This window comes from Paraburkholderia tagetis (assembly GCF_022213065.1).
GTDB classification, from domain to species: Bacteria; Pseudomonadota; Gammaproteobacteria; order Burkholderiales; family Burkholderiaceae; genus Paraburkholderia; species Paraburkholderia tagetis.
Genome location: NZ_JAKLJA010000026.1, coordinates 13854 through 29028, shown reverse-complemented (window position 1 = coordinate 29028; position 15175 = coordinate 13854). Strand labels below are relative to the sequence as shown.

The 15175-nt window shown below is 61.6% G+C and carries 14 protein-coding genes; 9 read left to right on the top strand and 5 right to left on the bottom strand.

The genetic code is table 11. The annotated features are described in order from the left end of the window. The first annotated feature begins 17 nt into the window (after window positions 1–17). The 5 genes from L5014_RS25380 (at window position 18) to phaC (ending at window position 6220) form a co-directional block, all read left to right on the top strand. Window positions 18–227, top strand: coding sequence for a hypothetical protein (locus tag L5014_RS25380; RefSeq protein ID WP_238466564.1), 210 nt, complete (start codon window positions 18–20; stop codon window positions 225–227). Between the two features lie 65 nt (window positions 228–292). Further along, complete coding sequence (locus L5014_RS25375; RefSeq protein WP_238466563.1) at window positions 293–1042, top strand: electron transfer flavoprotein subunit beta/FixA family protein; 750 nt, start codon at window positions 293–295, stop codon at window positions 1040–1042. Window positions 1043–1055: 13 nt separating this feature from the next. Beyond that, entirely contained in the window at window positions 1056–1991 is a 936-nt protein-coding gene (locus L5014_RS25370; RefSeq protein WP_238466562.1) for an electron transfer flavoprotein subunit alpha/FixB family protein, read from the top strand. Window positions 1992–2239: 248 nt separating this feature from the next. After that, on the top strand, window positions 2240–4255 hold the full coding sequence (locus L5014_RS25365; protein WP_238466561.1) for an acyl CoA:acetate/3-ketoacid CoA transferase: 2016 nt from the start codon (window positions 2240–2242) through the stop codon (window positions 4253–4255). Between the two features lie 237 nt (window positions 4256–4492). Beyond that, on the top strand, window positions 4493–6220 hold the full coding sequence (gene phaC, locus L5014_RS25360; protein WP_238466560.1) for a class I poly(R)-hydroxyalkanoic acid synthase: 1728 nt from the start codon (window positions 4493–4495) through the stop codon (window positions 6218–6220). A gap of 663 nt (window positions 6221–6883) precedes the next feature. On the opposite strand, the gene L5014_RS25355 is transcribed toward phaC, so the two are convergent. From L5014_RS25355 to L5014_RS25335, 5 genes are read right to left on the bottom strand one after another with little or no spacing between them, the layout of a single operon-like run. Beyond that, on the bottom strand, window positions 6884–8353 hold the full coding sequence (locus tag L5014_RS25355; RefSeq protein WP_133197586.1) for an aldehyde dehydrogenase: 1470 nt from the start codon (window positions 8351–8353) through the stop codon (window positions 6884–6886). A 12-nt stretch (window positions 8354–8365) separates the two neighbouring features. Then, on the bottom strand, window positions 8366–9403 hold the full coding sequence (locus L5014_RS25350) for an LLM class flavin-dependent oxidoreductase (protein ID WP_238466559.1): 1038 nt from the start codon (window positions 9401–9403) through the stop codon (window positions 8366–8368). Between the two features lie 11 nt (window positions 9404–9414). Next, complete coding sequence (locus tag L5014_RS25345) at window positions 9415–10350, bottom strand: flavin reductase (RefSeq protein ID WP_238466558.1); 936 nt, start codon at window positions 10348–10350, stop codon at window positions 9415–9417. Window position 10351: 1 nt separating this feature from the next. After that, entirely contained in the window at window positions 10352–11170 is an 819-nt protein-coding gene (locus L5014_RS25340) for an alpha/beta fold hydrolase (protein WP_238466557.1), read from the bottom strand. Then, window positions 11139–11741 (bottom strand): amino acid synthesis family protein, encoded by a 603-nt coding sequence (locus L5014_RS25335; RefSeq protein ID WP_133197590.1) that lies wholly within the window; start codon window positions 11739–11741, stop codon window positions 11139–11141. Before L5014_RS25335 ends, L5014_RS25340 begins: the two co-directional genes overlap by 32 nt. A gap of 110 nt (window positions 11742–11851) precedes the next feature. On the opposite strand from L5014_RS25335, the gene L5014_RS25330 reads away from it, so the two are divergent. From L5014_RS25330 to L5014_RS25315, 4 genes are all read left to right on the top strand, one after another. Then, window positions 11852–12142 (top strand): DUF1330 domain-containing protein, encoded by a 291-nt coding sequence (locus tag L5014_RS25330; protein WP_238466556.1) that lies wholly within the window; start codon window positions 11852–11854, stop codon window positions 12140–12142. 121 nt (window positions 12143–12263) lie between these two features. Next, the gene (locus L5014_RS25325) at window positions 12264–12950 is read left to right on the top strand and encodes a GntR family transcriptional regulator (RefSeq protein WP_238466628.1); all 687 of its coding nucleotides are present in this window, start codon (window positions 12264–12266) and stop codon (window positions 12948–12950) included. Window positions 12951–13190: 240 nt separating this feature from the next. Then, window positions 13191–14189: a flavin reductase gene (locus L5014_RS25320; protein WP_238466555.1), complete on the top strand. Its 999-nt coding sequence runs from the start codon at window positions 13191–13193 to the stop codon at window positions 14187–14189. Window positions 14190–14200: 11 nt separating this feature from the next. Further along, window positions 14201–14908 (top strand): GntR family transcriptional regulator, encoded by a 708-nt coding sequence (locus L5014_RS25315; RefSeq protein WP_238466627.1) that lies wholly within the window; start codon window positions 14201–14203, stop codon window positions 14906–14908. Window positions 14909–15175: the final 267 nt, after the last annotated feature.

The following is a 15175-nucleotide window of genomic DNA, read 5'->3' as shown; positions in this document are numbered from 1 at the left end:
CAAAAGCAAAGCGAGCTATGGGCCAGCTTTTTTCCGGCATGCTTGGCGCGACATCGAACGCACCGGCCGTCGTCGTGCCCGAGCACGGTGACCGGCGTTTTCATGCGGAAGACTGGTCGAGCAATAGCTGGTATAGCCTTCTGAAGCAGAGTTACCTGCTCAATGCACGGATGCTCGAAGACTTGGTCGAGCGTATGCTGGCGCGTCTGACGGGGCGCGTAGTTTAGCTGAGCAGTTTTTGGGGAGTGTTGCACGCTTACGCAGTCACCCGTCATCATTTTGAGAGAACAGTATGAAGATTCTGGTACCAGTCAAGAGAGTGGTCGATTACAACGTGAAAGTCCGGGTGAAATCGGACGGCACGGGCGTCGACATCGCGAACGTGAAGATGTCGATGAATCCGTTCGACGAGATCGCGGTTGAAGAAGCAGTTCGTCTGAGGGAAGCGGGCGTAGCGACCGAGGTGATTGCCGTGTCGGCGGGTGTCGCGCAGTCGCAGGAAACGCTGCGCACGGCGCTGGCCATTGGCGCGGACCGCGCGATCCTGATCGAGTCGGGCGAAGATCTGCAGCCGCTGGCGGTCGCCAAGCTGCTCAAGGCTCTGGTCGACAAGGAGCAGCCGCAACTGGTGATCCTTGGCAAGCAGGCCATCGACGACGATTCGAACCAGACCGGCCAGATGCTGGCTGCGCTGGCGAACCTGCCGCAGGCAACGTTCGCCTCGAAGGTCGTCGTGGCCGACGGCAAGGCTAACGTTTCGCGCGAAGTGGATGGCGGCGCGGAAACGCTGTCGCTGTCCTTGCCGGCTGTGATCACGACCGATCTGCGCCTGAACGAGCCGCGCTATGTGACGCTGCCGAACATCATGAAGGCGAAGAAGAAGCCGTTGGAAGTCATCAAGCCGGAAGACCTCGGCGTTGATGTGACGCCGCGCCTGAAGACGCTGAAAGTCGTCGAGCCGCCGAAGCGATCTGCCGGTGTGAAGGTGCCGGATGTGAAGGCGCTGGTCGAGAAGCTGAAGACCGAAGCCAAGGTGCTGTAAGGAGACCGACGAAATGACAAATCTGGTAATTGCAGAACACGATAACGCGTCGATCAGAACCGCGACGCAGAACACGATTGCAGCCGCGCAGAAGATCGGTGGCGATATTCACGTACTGGTCGCAGGTCACAACGCGCAGGCTGCGGCGGATGCGGCAGCGAAGATTGCAGGTGTGAGCAAGGTGTTGCTGGCTGACGCTGCTCAACTCGAAGCGGGCCTGGCAGAAAACATCCAGGCAACCGTGATGAACATCGCGAAGGACTATTCGCATATCCTGGCGCCGGCCACCGCCTACGGCAAGAACATCGCACCGCGTATCGCCGCGAAGCTCGATGTCGCGCAGATCAGCGACATCACGGCAGTGGATTCGGCCGACACGTTCGAGCGCCCGATCTACGCGGGTAACGCAATCGCGACGGTGCAATCTCAAGATCCGATCAAGGTCATCACGGTCCGCACGACCGGATTCGACGCGGTTGCAGCCGAAGGCGGCAGCGCAACGGTCGAGAAGATCGAAGCGGCATCTGACAGCGGCCTGTTGCAGTTCGTGAGCCGCGAAGTGACGAAGCTGGACCGTCCGGAACTGACGTCGGCGAAGATCATCGTCTCGGGTGGCCGGGGTCTGGGCAACGGCGAGAACTACACCAAGGTTCTGGAACCGCTGGCAGACAAGCTGAACGCAGCACTGGGCGCCTCGCGCGCAGCGGTCGATGCGGGCTTCGTGCCGAACGACTATCAGGTCGGCCAGACCGGCAAGATCGTCGCGCCACAACTGTATGTGGCGGTTGGCATCTCCGGCGCAATCCAGCATCTGGCAGGCATGAAAGACTCGAAGGTGATCGTGGCGATCAACAAGGACCCGGAAGCGCCGATTTTCAGCGTCGCCGACTATGGCCTCGTGGGCGATCTGTTTACCGTGGTGCCGGAACTTGTAAGCGAGCTTGGCTGACCTTGACTAACGCAAGATTTCCTCATGAGACTCCATAGCTAATTCCGCGGGCCAGCATCGTAACGGGTGCGCATTGCGCCCGGCCCGAAGGGTCTGCCGTACAGGTAGATTCGAGTGCAACTGATAGTTAAAGTGACGGAGCCAGGCAATTTGGTGTTCTTCCCATGCTTGCACGCAGCCGCTTCGACTGGCATCGCGGCGTCGGTCGAAGGCGGACGGACTGCAAGTCGAACGGAACGAGGGAAAATATGAATTTTCTTCCATTTTTACCTGCCCCCCGTCAGGGAGCGCAAAAAAGCAAGATTGTGTCTGCAGCGGAAGCCGTGCGATTGATCCGCGATGGCGATACGATCGCGACCTCCGGTTTCGTGGGAATCGGGGTGCCGGAAGGCATTCTGGTCGCTCTCGAAGAACTGTTTCTCACCGCCGGAGATGAGCTCCCTCAGTCACTCGGCAAGCCGCGCAATCTAACCCTTGTCTACGCAGCCGGACAGGGCGATGGTAAGAACCGTGGACTCAATCACCTCGGCCACGCGGGTCTCGTGCGGCGGGTGATCGGCGGCCATTGGGGGCTGGTGCCCAAGCTCGGCAAACTCGCGATCGCCGGTCAGATTGAGGCGTACAACCTGCCCCAGGGCGTGATCTCCTGCATGTTCCGCGATATCGCCGCCGGCCGGCCGGGCCATCTGAGCCGGGTCGGACTCGGCACATTTGTCGATCCGCGCTATGGCGGCGGGAAAATGAATGAGCGGACGACCGAGGACATGGTCGATCTGATAACCCTGCACGGCGAAGAGTGCCTGTACTACCGTACCTTCCCGATCCAGGTCGGGATCATACGGGGCACAACCGCAGACCCGGACGGCAACCTGAGCATGGAGAAGGAGGCCCTGACTCTGGAGGCTCTGTCGATCGCCATGGCCGTGCACAATTCGGGTGGCATGGTCATCGCGCAGGTGGAGCGGATCGCCGATCTGGGCACCTTGAATCCGCGCAATGTGAAAGTCCCCGGCGTACTCGTCGACTGTGTGGTGGTCGCGCAGCCCGAGCACCACTGGCAGACGTTCGGGCAGCAGTACAACCCGGCATTCAGCGGCGAGATCCGGGTGCCCGCAGGCGGCATTGCAGCGATGGAAATGAGCGAACGCAAGATCATTGCGCGCCGCGCGGCGATGGAACTGAAGCCGAACAGCGTGGTGAATCTCGGCATCGGCATGCCGGAAGGAATCGCGAATGTCGCCAACGAAGAGAGCATCGTTGACCTGATGACACTCACCACCGAGCCTGGCGTGTTCGGCGGTATCGCGGCGGGCGGACTGAATTTTGGGGCGGCGTCGAATACGCAGGCGCTTGTCGATCAGCCATACCAGTTCGATTTCTACGATGGCGGCGGGCTGGATGTCGCTTTTCTGGGCCTGGCTCAAGCCGATCGCGAAGGCAACCTGAATGTGAGCAGGTTCGGGTCCAAGCTCGCCGGCGCGGGCGGCTTCATCAACATCTCGCAGGCTGCGAAGAAGGTTGTGTTTGTCGGAACCTTCACTGCTGGCCGGTTGCGGCTCAGCGTCGACAACGGCACGCTCAGGATCGTCGAGGAGGGCGCCGCGCGCAAGTTCGTGAACGAAGTGGAGCACCGGACCTACAGTGGCCGTTATGCGCTGAGCCGGAAGCAGGTGGCGCTCTACGTGACCGAGCGGTGCGTTTTCCGGCTCGGCGAGGACGGACTCGAACTCATTGAGATCGCGCCCGGGGTGGATCTGGAAAAGGACATTCTCGCCCTGATGGATTTCCGGCCGATCATGCGCGAAGCGCCGCGACTCATGGACGCGCGCATCTTCCATGTGGAGCCGATGGGTTTGCGCGACGAAATGTTGTGTCTGCCACTGGAAGAACGCTTTACCTACGATCAGCAGCAAAACCTGTTCTTTGTGAATTTCGAAGGCTATACGGTCAAGTCGCTCGCCGACGTGGAGCGTATCCGCAGTCTCGTCGAAGCGAAACTTGCTCTGCTCGACCACAAGGTGTGTGCGATTGTCGATTACGACAACTTCACCATCCTGCCCGACGTGATCGACCCCTATTCCGTGATGGTGAGAGGACTGATTGAGCGTTTCTATTCGCGAGTCACCCGCTACACCACCAGCACTTTCCTTCGTGCCAAGCTGGGTCATGCCTTGCGGAACCGCGACGTCGCCCCGTACATCTTCGAAAGCGCGGAGGAGGCGCAGGCGCATCTGCGCGAGATCGGACAGGGGGACCCATCCTGACGTATGGGGGGCGATGTTGAACGGTGCACCATCGCTCACAGTGATATTCGGTCAGGGCGAAGCAATATGGAGCGCACCTGTGCACGCCGTGCGCCATGCGTATTACATTGGGTCGCGGCGTATGGAGCCGGGACAGGAATCTGAGACGTCATCAGATCAATTCAAAAACCCGTCAGTCAGGACTCTCGCCGTCAGGAGGGAGTCAAGAGATGCTGACGACGGAACTCAGGAGATAGCATGGCTTCCCCGTTCAATATGCCGGACGAGTTCGTTCAGGGTTTCTTCAAATCCGGTCAGAGCCTGCTGCACGCCTTCACCGGCATGAGCGGTGGTGCACCCGCGAGCGCAGGAACCACGCCGGTGCCGGCATTGGCATTGGCCCAGGCGCAAGCCCATTACTGGCAGCAGCAGATGGCCTTGTACATGGGCATGGTCGCGAGCGCTACCGGGATCCCCGCCGAGCCGACCGTCCGGCCCGAGCGCGGTGACCGGCGGTTCAACGCGCAAGCCTGGGACGACAATGCCTGGTACAGCTTTCTGAAGCAGACGTACCTGCTTAACTCGCGCCTGCTCAACGACATGGTCGACGCGGCGGGCCTCAGTGAGAAGGAAAAGCACAAGCTGCGTTTCTACGCGCGCCAGTTTATCGACTCGATGAGCCCGGCCAACTTCGCCGCCACCAACCCCGAGGCGATGAAAACCGCGCTTCAGACGCGGGGCGAGAGCGTGCGTGCTGGTTTTGCCAATCTGCTCGAAGACCTGAAGCGCGGCCGGATCTCGATCACCGATGAATCTGCGTTCGAGGTAGGCCGCAACGTGGCAGTGTCAAAAGGCGCGGTGGTGTTTGAGAATGAACTGTTCCAGCTGATCCAGTACGCACCACTCACCGACGAGGTCGCCGAGCGGCCGCTCGTGATCGTGCCGCCGTGCATCAACAAGTTCTACATCCTCGACCTCCAGCCGGAGAACTCGTTCGTGCGTTTCGCGTGCGAACAGGGGCAGACGGTGTTCCTTGTGTCGTGGCGCAACCCTGACGCGGACCTGGGCCACATCACCTGGGACGACTACCTCGAGAAGGGTGCGATCAAGGCGATCGAGGTTGGACGCGCGATCAGCGGCGCTGACAAGGTCAACGCGGTCGGCTGGTGCGTCGGCGGCACGATCCTGTCGTCGGCGCTCGCGGTGTTGCGCGCGCGCGGCGACGAGCCGGTGGCAAGCCTCACGCTGCTCACGACCATGCTCGATTTCAGCGACCCGGGCGATCTCGGTGTGTTCATTGACGAACAGGGCGTGTCGCAGCGCGAGCAGACCATCGGACGCGGCGGCATCTATTCGGGTGGCGAACTCGGCTTCGTCTTCCAGACTCTGCGCGCCAACGATCTCATCTGGCCGTATGTCGTCAACAATTACCTGAAGGGCGGTGCGCCGCAGGCCTTCGACCTGTTGTACTGGAATGCCGACGATACCAACCTCCCCGGCCCGATGTACGCCTGGTATCTGCGTAACATGTATCTCGAGAACAACCTGTGCAAGGCAGGGCGACTCTCAATGTGCGGCACGCCCGTGGACCTCGGACGGATCGACATGCCGAGCTATATCTTCGGCACGCAGGAAGATCACATCGTTCCGTGGCAGGGCGCGTATCGCTCGACGCAACTGGTGGGCGGCGAGACGCAATTCGTGCTTGGCGCGAGCGGACACATCGCTGGCGTAATCAATCCGGCATCGAAGAACAAGCGCAGCTTCTGGGCCGACGGCACGCCGGGCGATGACCCGCAGGCATGGCTTGCGACGGCGAAGTCGCAGCCGGGAAGCTGGTGGACGCACTGGATGAACTGGCTGAAACCGCATGCGGGCAAACAGATCAGAGCGCCCAAGCGGGCGGGCAATGCGAAATACAAGCCGATCGAGCCAGCGCCGGGGCGCTACGTCGCGAGGAACCCGCCGGAAGTGATGGGCGCGTGATCGCCAAAGGCCTTCCGGCCCAGCCCTTTCAGGGTCTCGATCATGGCGCCATGTTGCGGGCGAGGTTGGGCAGCTGGGCGGTACTGTCCGGCCAGTAAGAATTCACCCGGCTCGCCCGGCATCCTGAACCAGGCCCGTATCTCGTATGAGAGCGCGCCTGTGCTATTGCAGTTAATACCTCCGTCTCGTGACAAGACTGCGAGGGCAATCTGATACCCATCAGATGTAGTGGGAATCGAGGGAATCGTTCGAATCGTGCGAAATCTGGCCGGTGGCCAAGCGTGGAGCCTCGCCCAGCAAGGCACTGGAGGCTCGCTGTTCACTTTTCTCAGTGAGGGAGGCAACTCATTGATAGATAAAGATTTCCCGGGTCGAGCCGCCAGAAATCGCACAAAAAGTGCGATAACCCCATGATGCTCGACCACTATCAGCAGACGAAGAACCTGCTCGTCAGCTATAGCGATAAGCCGCTCGGTTTCTTCCAAGCGTAACGATCCTGTTCGAGCGGACCGCATTGCGCGCCCGCTTTTTTTTCCGTACGAATCACCCGGCGTTTTCTACAGGTTGCGGGTGCCAGGCTACGTCGCGCCACGGACGATATGAGCGTGGCACGACGTAGCCTTTACCGTTGTGTGCAGGTGCGGCAGGTGAACGGGATTTCGCTCAGCGCATCACGAAAGGGTCGTTGATCGGATCGTCCGATGTGCGAAGCCACACTGACTTCGTCGTCGTATACTCGAGCGCGGCGCTGAAGCCGCCTTCGCGGCCGTGCCCGGAAAGCCCGAAGCCACCGAACGGCACGAGCGGGGAAACCGCCCGGTAGGTGTTGATCCAGACGATGCCGGAGCGCACGCGCTTCGAAACGCGGTGAGCCCGCGTGAGGTTCGTGGTGAAAATGCCCGCCGCGAGACCATAGGCCGTGCTGTTGGCTTTGTCGATCGCTTCCTGTTCGGTGGTGAACGTGTCCACTGAGAGCACCGGGCCGAACAGTTCCGTCGTAATGCTGTCCGCGTTCTCAATGCCGGTGCAATCCAGAATCGTGGGCGCGTAGTAGTAGCCGTCACGCTCCAGCTTCTTCGCACCTGCGAGCACCTTCGCACCTTGACGCACGGAGCTCGCGACGACCGCCTCGATGTTGCGAAGCTGCCGCTCCGTGCACAGCGGCCCGTATTCCGTCTCCATCTCGTTGGGCGAGCCCACACGAATGCGCGAAACGCGTTCGACCAGCAATGCCAGGAACTGCTCCTTCACGGAAGCCTCGATCAGCAGGCGGGAACCCGCGACGCAGCTTTGGCCGCTCGCGGCGAAGATGGCAGCGACCTGCGCATTCACCGCGCTCTGGATATCGGCATCGGCGAAGACAATGAACGGCGATTTGCCGCCGAGCTCCAGCGAGACCCTGGCGAGGTTGTTGGCCGTGTTCCTGACGATGTGGCGCGCGGTCTCGGGGCCGCCGGTGAAGGCGACCTTGTCCACGCCGGGGTGGCTGCTGAGCACCGCGCCGCATTCCGGGCCGAAGCCGGTGATGACGTTGACCACGCCCGCGGGAAATCCCGCTTCGTGCACGAGGCGCGCGAACTCGAGCAGGGGGCCGGGCGCTTCTTCGGACGCCTTGAGCACCACGGTGCAGCCGGCGGCCAGCGCCGGCCCGACCTTGACCGCAGAAAGAAACAACTGGCTGTTCCAGGGAACGATTGCGGCGACCACGCCTACGGGCTGCCGCTCGAGCCAGACCTGCATGTCCGGCTTGTCGACGGGGATGTTGCTCCCTTCGAGCTTGTCCGCAATGCCTGCGTAATACCGGTAGTACTCCGCAACGTAAGCGATCTGGCTCGACGTTTCCCGGATGATCTTGCCGGTGTCGTTCGTTTCAATTTCAGCCAGTCGCGGCGCAGCTTTTTCGACGAGATCGGCGAGCTTGTACAGCAGCTTTCCCCGTGCCGATGCGCAAAGGCCCGCCCATTGGGGATCGGTCAGTGCGCGGCCGGCGGCCGCCACGGCCCGGTTGACCTCGTCGGTGCGCGCTTCCGGCATCTGTGCCCACACCTTGCCGGTAGCGGGATTGACGCTGCCGAATGTGGCGGCGCCGGGCTCGAACTGGCCGTCGATATAGAGCTGAAAATGAACATTCATGGCATCAAGACCTCATTGGAACGCAGGCATCACGTCGTGGATCATCCGCTCGAGCGACGCCTTCTTGCGCTCGAAGCTCATGCCGGTGTCGATCCAGAACGAATATTCGTCGAAGCCGAGCGATTCGTAGGCCTTAAGACGTGCAATCACCTCTGCGGGCGTGCCGATCACGTTGTTCTTGCGCATGGCGTCCGGCGTGTAGAACGGGTGCGCGGCCATTTCTTCCTGGCTCAGCGGCTTGATCATGCCGCGGCTGACCGGACGCTCGTTCTTGAACCACGCGCCGAAGTAGTTGTAGAACACGTTCACTTCCTCGGCGGCCACTTGCGCGTCGTCCTCGCTGCTCGCCACATAAGTGTGACGCAGCAACATGATCTGCGGGCGAGGCATGTGGCTGTTCTTCTCGCACGCGGCATTGAAGTGGCCCACGAGCTTCTCGACCTCTTCGTCGCCCAGGTGCAACGGCGTGACCTGGACGTTGCAGCCATTGGACACGGCGAATTCGTGGCTGTTCGGGTCGCGCGCCGCCACCCAGATCGGCGGATGCGGCTGTTGCAGCGGCAGCGGCGAGGAGGTCGTCGAGGGGAATTTCCAGAACTCGCCTTCGTGCGCGTAATCGCCTTCCCAGAGTTTTTTCAGTGCGGGAATGAGCTCGCGCATCCGCTGTCCGGCACCCCACGCGTCGAGCCCCGGCATCAGGCGCTCGTACTCGAACGAGTAGGCGCCTCGCGCAATGCCCAGTTCCAGACGGCCGTCCGTGATGATGTCGGTCATCGCAGCTTCACCGGCGAGCTTGATCGGGTGCCAGAACGGTGCGATCACCGTGCCCGTGCCGAGCCTGACGTGTTTGGTCTTGTTGGCGAGATCGACGAGGTTGATGAACGGATTGGGCGCGATCGTGAAATCCATGCCGTGGTGCTCGCCGGTCCAGACGGCGTGCATGCCGCCGCGATCGGCGATCTGGCACAGCTCGACCATCTCCTCGTAGAGCTGCTTCTGGCTGGCCTGGTCGGAGACGCGCTCCATGTGAACGAAAAGCGAAAAACGCATGATGTGACCTTTCAGGAAAGAAGCGGGCGGACGGTGCCGGTGCTATGGTCGCCGACGTACAAGCCGTAGCTCTTCAACTGGCTCTCCTTGCGGTAGCGTTCGAGCATGCTGGCGAGTGCGCTGTCCTGGAACGCTTCGGTCTCGATATCATCGAGGCTCACGAATTCGCCCGCGACGGCAAGCTCGTCCGGTGCGCTGCAGAGGAACGAGATGTACTGGTAATACGTTTCGGTATTGTTGTAGACCGAATAAATGAAGTTTGCCGATGCGTCCGGCTGGTATTGCCTGAAGAGTTCGGCGAGCGCTTTGTCGGCGCCTTCCTTGCCGATTTCCTTCGAAGGCAGTCCCCATTTGTTGTCGGCCGTTTTGACCATGAGCACCTTGTCGTCGCGCGTGATAATCGCGCTCACGATGACCTTCGGGCCGGCGATGACCTCGGCGGAGAGCTTGGCCGGCGTGAAATAGCCGCCGCGATAGTAGCCCAACCCTGCGTACCCTGCGCAATGGAACGCCTCGACCTTGCCGATGATGAGCGCGTGGTCGCCCGCATCGATCACCGCGTGCGTCGTGCAGTCGAACCATGCGCTGACGCCCTCGATGAGCGGGTTGCGGTTGGCGCTCAGGTGCCAGTCCACCTTGGCGAAGCGATCGTCGCTGGGCCGGGCGAAGGTGTTGGACAGCTCTTTTTGCCCCTCAGCGAGAATGTTGATCGCGAAATGCCCCGTGGTGGAAAACGTCTGGTAATTGCTCGACGTCTTCGCGATGCTCACGAGCAGCAACGCAGGGTCCAATGAAACGGACGAGAACGAATTCGCGGTGAAGCCGAGCGGCTGGCCATCCTCGCGAGCGGTGGTAACGATCGTCACGCCGGTCATGAACGCGCCGAACGCATCGCGCAACTCCCGGGTGTTGATCGTGGCGGCTTGCTGGCTTGTTGCTTGGCTCATTTCACACTTCCGACTTCAGGGTTTGCGCCTGCGGCTCGGTCTGCAACCAGGCACGCAGGGCGCGATTGACTTCTTCGGGCGCGGTCAGGTTCACCATGTGGCGCTCGTTTTCGATCACGACGGCCTTACCGGCATGGGCTGCCTGTGCCATTTGTCTCGCCATCTCCGGCGTCGAATTCGGGTCATCCGAGCCGGTGAGCACGAGAGCAGGGCAGGCAATTCTGTGCCAGCCATCGGCATACACTTCGTCGCCCTTGGCGAACGCCGTGTACGCTGTGGCGTAGCCCGCGAGGTCGACGGACTGCAGCCAGGCTTCGACCTTTTGCGCAGCGACTTGTTGCGCTTCCTCGGCGTTGAACCAGCGCCGCAGCGGCGTTTCCACGTCGATGGTTCCCGAGCGCAGCTCGGCGGCGCGTTGCAGGACAGCTTCGCGCGCCACTTCCGTGCGACGGTACACACCGTTCAGGACTGCCACGCGCTTCACCAGATCGGGCCGGGTGACGGCAACGCCAGCGGCAATCAGCGAACCCATCGAGTGGCCGGCCAGATTGACGGGGCCGGCGTGAAGCGCCTCGATGAACTCGATCGCCCACTGCACGAACTGTTGCAGGTCGGCGTTCGCGTCGAGCGCATCGCTCGTGCCATGACCCGGCATGTCGACCGAGATCACGCGGAATTCGCGCGACAGGTCGTCGATTTGCGGATACCACGCGCTCGCCTGCATGCCCACGCCGTGAATCAGGACCAACGGTTCGCCGGTGCCCTGCTCGAGCCAGTGGGCAACGCGGTTATTGGACAGCTGCAGGGTTCTTGACGTCATTTCCGAGCTCTGCGAGGTCTTTGTAGCGATCGCCAATGCGGTGATGCGGGCGGCCGGCGGTGGAGGCGCCAATGGCGATGACCAGTTCGTCGGCTGCCGGCGCGTCGGGAATCGCAAACTGGAGCGTCAGGTAGTGCGAGCGGCGGCCCTCGTCGTTCTTGTCCATCATCGGAATGAGCAGGGGCGCATTGGCCGGGCCGCGCGTGTTGTTGAAGGCGAGGTACGACTTGGCGCCCACCGCCGAGCGATAGATGTTGCCGAAGTGCAGGGTGTGGATCAGCGCGGACGCATGCTCGATCTCGCCGTCGAGCCCGACGATCGCGCTCTTGCCAAACGCCTCGACCGCTTCGCCCGAGCCGGCTTCGTCGAGGATCAGCTTGGTCAGGTGCTCGCTGAGTTGCGGCCCGAGTGCGCGAATCTCCGGCGACAGGTCCTCGACATAACCGCGGCCTGCCCAGGGGTTCTTGATCACAGCAGCCGCCCCGATCATTTTCAGCGGCTTTGCGGCGGCCTTGTCGCCATCGACATAGACGGTCTCGACATGGAGGATGGTTTTGCGAATCAGGCTCATGGCACCTTCCTTTCGTGCGTTGAATGTGAGGTGCATTTTGGTATACCATGTTACGGGATGCCATGAGTGTTAACCCTTGCCCGAAAATTCTTGAAAAGGAAGGTGGAAAAATGACTGCGTTCTGGATTGCCCATGTGAAGGTCCTCGATCCTGCGAAGTACAAGGACTACACGGATATCGCGCCGCAAGCGTTCAAGAAGTTCGGCGCCGTTTTCCTGGCGCGCGGAGGCGCGTCGCAGGTGCTGGAGGGGGAGTCGTTCGAGCGCCACGTGGTGATCGAGTTCAGCGATATGCAAACGGCGCTTGCCTGCTACCACTCGCCCGAATATCAGGCTGCCAAGTCGAAGCGCGATGGACATTGCATCGCGCACGTGTCGATCGTCGAGGGTTTGGGCGACTGATTGCGCTAGAGCCTCATCGGCATGGAAAGCTGGGCGTCAGTTAGGTCATAATATGGCATTCCATGCCTGTGCCCGGCCTGTGCCCGAGTGCAGGCCATCGTCCGTTTCCAGAGTGCCGCCTATGCAAGACCTCAAAATCGACCGCAATGCCAAAACCCTGCGTGAACTGACGCTCGACAAACTGCGCGGTGCAATCGTCCAGGGGTATTTTCGACCGGGCGCGCGGCTCGTCGAACGCACATTGTGCGATGAGCTCGGCGTGAGCCGCACGGTGGTGCGCGAGGTGCTGCGGCATCTGGAGACCGAAGGGCTGGTCGAGACCGTTTCGCGGCAAGGGCCGATCGTGGCGCGGCTCGACCCGGCGCAAGTGGGCGAGATCTACGAGCTGCGTGGCCTCCTCGAAGCCAATGCCGCGCGCGCCTGCGCCGAGGATGCGACACCCGAAGTCGTGCAGCAATTGCGCGACATCCGGGGAATCATCGAAGAGGCGTTCGAGAAGCGAGAACTGCCGCGCGTGCTCGAGTACACCGAGCGCTTCTACGAAACCTTGTTCGAAGCCGCCGGAAAGCATGTGTCGCTGGCGGTCGTCAAGACGCTCAATGCGCGCATCAACCGGTTGCGCGCGTTGACCATCGCAACACCGGGGCGCGGTGACGACTCGAACCGTGAGATGAACCTGCTGCTCGACGCTATCGGACGGCGCGACGGCGACGCGGCATCTGCGGCATCGTTCGCGCATATCAAGCGGACTTCCGAACTGGTGTTGTCAGCCCTGGCGCAGCAGAACGAGGGATTGGACGACAACTAAAGCGTTTCCCAACCAGGCTTCAAAACAAAAGGGCCGCACTTCGGGTGCGGCCCTTTTGTTTTGTCTGCTGATTCGCACGGGCCGAAGTGCTCGCGTGCTCGAGCCTCCCTGAAAGTCCAATGCACGCCAGACCGGCCGCCTGCTAACTAATGGTATTCCATAATACATCATCCATTGTTGTGGACCATAAGATGGAATACCATAATATAATGTGCAACGCAGCAATCACTGGAGAGCGCCATGGCTGAGGCCACTACCGGACAAACCACGCAACAGGCCTTCGACATCGCTGATTTTCGTCGCGCGCTCGGTGCGTTCGTCACGGGCGTGACCGTCGTCACGACGATCCAGCCCGACGGCTCGCCGCGCGGCTTCACAGCCAACTCGTTCACCTCGGTGTCCCTCGACCCGCCGCTGATTCTCGTGTGCATCTCGAAGGCGGCGTCGAGCTATGCGGTGTTCTCCGAAACGCGCCGCTTCGCCGTGAGCGTGCTCGCCGAAGAGCAGAAGCCTGTCTCCGGGGTTTTCGCCTCGAAGGCAGCCGACAAGTTCGCGCAGGTGCCCTGGAGCACGCGCAAAACGGGCGCACCCGTGATGGACGGCGCGGCGGCGAGCTTCGACTGCCTGACGCATGAGGTCGTGGACGCGGGAGACCACATCATCCTGATCGGACGCGTGGTCGACTTCGTTCAGACGAGTGCCTCGCCGCTGGGCTACTGCCGTGGCGCGTACGTGAATTTCAGTCTTTCGCAGGATGCCCTGGGCGCTGCCGGAGCGCGCGCGCACGTGGGCGCGATTCTGGAACACCGCGACGGGCTCGTGCTCGTCGACACGGCGAAAGGCGTGCAGTTGCCGACCGGCCTCAAGCTCGAACCGGCCAGCGACCCAGCGAGCCTGCGCGGCGTACTCGCGAAGCTCGGCCTGCAGGCGCATCTCGACTTCCTCTTCGCCGTGTTCGAGGCGGACCGCGAGCGGGAGTCGGGCGTGCATATTTATTACCGCGGCCGCGTGATTCACAACGGTTCGCCCTGGCTCGACAGCAGCATTCGCATCGTGCCGCTCTCACAGATTCCCTGGGACGAAGTGAGCGACGACGCCGTGCGCTCGATGCTCGAACGCTACGTGCGCGAACGCAGGCAGGACGCATTCGGCATCTATGTCGGTGATGCGGGAGCCGGGACCGTGCAGGCGCTCGTCGACGGGGATGCGGGCGATGTGCGCCTCTTTGCTCAAGCTTGACGACGACCGCCATGAGTAACGCACGTCCATCGCTGAAGGTCCAACGCCCCACGGTCACCCTGCGGGAACTCGCGCTCGAGAAGATGCGCACGGCCATCCTGGAGGCGCATTTTCATCCGGGTGAGCGGCTGGTCGAGCGTTCTCTGTGCGAGACGCTCGGCGTGAGCCGTACGGTCGTGCGCGAGGTCTTGCGGCATCTGGAAACGGAAGGGCTGGTCGACTCGCTACCGAACCAGGGGCCGATAGTTGCCGTTCTCGACGTCGAGACGGCGGCGCAGATCTACGAAATACGCGCGTTACTGGAGGGAGAGGCCGCCATGGCCTGCGCGCAGCATGCCGACGAGCGTATCGTTGCGGATCTCGCGGACCATATCGACAAGATCGGGCACGCTTTCGAAGAAGAGGATTATCAGGCCGTGAGGGCGCTCACCTCCGCCTTCTATGAGCGCATGTTCATCGGCGGGAAAAAGCATGTGGCGTGGGAGATCGTGCAGTCATTGATCGCGCGCATCAACCGCTTGAGAGCGCTGACGATCGCTTCCGATGACCGCGGGCGCCAGGCGGTCAACGAAATGCGCCGGATTCTCTCTGACATTGAGGCGGGAAATGGGGCAGGTGCGCGCGAGGCTGCAATCGCGCATGTCGACAGGGTGGCCGAGATCGCATGGAAGCTATTGGCCCACGGGCACGAGAACGCTTTGTGGCGTCAGGCAGGGTAACGCGCTGCGCTTCATGACGCTCAAAGCCTGAGCGTCGCGTCGAAGTTGGAGATTGACGTAGGCGATGTCATTAGTCATGCGAATTAGAAACTACATCAAGCATAAGCTGGAGAGGAAAGCGTGAGGAGCAGGTACTTCAAGAGAAAACTGGTTTGCGCGCTTTTGCGGAGTTCGCTCACTGCTGCGAATGCCTGCGCACGGTCCTCGGTCACCCATTACGCGGTGATCGATCAGCGTTGAATGGACTTTCGTCTGACGCCTTACGGC